The organism is Neptunicella marina (assembly GCF_014270035.1).
GTDB classification, from domain to species: domain Bacteria; phylum Pseudomonadota; class Gammaproteobacteria; order Enterobacterales; family Alteromonadaceae; genus Neptunicella; species Neptunicella marina.
In genome coordinates this window covers 1-1,021 of record NZ_JACNEP010000046.1, presented here as the reverse complement: position 1 = coordinate 1,021, position 1,021 = coordinate 1, and the positions used below count along the sequence as shown (strand labels likewise).

General features: G+C 48.9%; 1 protein-coding gene. It reads right to left on the bottom strand.

Annotated elements, in window-relative coordinates; translation table 11 throughout:
* Positions 1-5: 5 nt before the first annotated feature.
* A complete protein-coding gene (locus H8B19_RS18845) occupies positions 6-953 on the bottom strand; it encodes an IS1595 family transposase (RefSeq protein ID WP_186508700.1) in 948 nt (315 codons plus the stop codon).
* Between the last annotated feature and the right edge of the window lie 68 nt (positions 954-1,021).

Below are 1,021 nucleotides of genomic sequence, written 5' to 3'. Positions count from 1 at the left end.
CCTGATTACCCACAAACATCAGCCAGTCTCAATAGACGATATGGCATAGGCGGTGTTCGCACAGCAACCCTCGCTAGCCTTGGTAGTAGCGCCCTCAAATCGAAACGGTTATTGAACCGATAACAGTACTCCGCCAAATGACGTGGCAGATGCTTGGCTCCAATGGCATGACAACTGCCCCGTAGTGAGTTCTTCACATTGCCTATCATCGTATTCACCCATTTGAAGGCGGGATGCTCCAACATATCCAGGTTACCGCCTGTAACGGCCCGGAAATGGTGTTTATCCTCACTGGCTATCGCTCGGAAGCAAGCCAGGCTGTCTGAAATAACAATAGTCTCTGGCTTGATATGCCGCGCTGACCATTTAGCTATGGCCCTGGATTGAAACCCATTCACCACGGTCATTCTCATGCGAACTGGATGACCTTGCTCATTCAGGGCCACTGCGGCAACAAACGGTGTTTTACCGGCTGCGCCGCGACCGCGCTTTCCCCCGCGTCGTTCGCCTCCCCAGTACACATCATCCAACTGCACAATGCCTCCAATGGGGTGCTCATCATCCGCTTCTTTCATCGCCTGTAGCAGCTTGTGTTTTAGCTTCCAGGCAGTGTCATAATTCACGCCTAACTGGCGCTTTAGCTCCATTGCGGACAATCCTGTTTTGGATTGCGTTAACAAATGGATTGCCATAAACCACTTGGTTAAAGACAGTTTAGTACTGGCAAATAATGTCCCGCTGATCAGAGAATGTTGATGACCACAACGGTTACATTGTAAAAGCTTGCGGCTTTTCAATTGGCAAAAGGTCTTATTGCCGCAATCCCGGCACACATACCCTTGTGGGAAACGCCAGTTAAACAACGCTTGTTCGCACTTGTCTTCCGTGCCAAAGTCTTCCATAAGCTCAAACAAACTATAACCTTGCTGAAACTGTACCTGATTCTTTGCCATGATATGCACCCACCTTTAACTGTAATTATATACAGTGTAGCAGTGGCTGATCAAAGTGGGTAATCAGG

Excerpts from the sequence above, each read along its gene's own strand:
- H8B19_RS18845 (WP_186508700.1), bottom strand. The coding sequence starts at position 953 with ATGGCAAAGAATCAGGTACAGTTTCAGCAAGGTTATAGTTTGTTTGAG.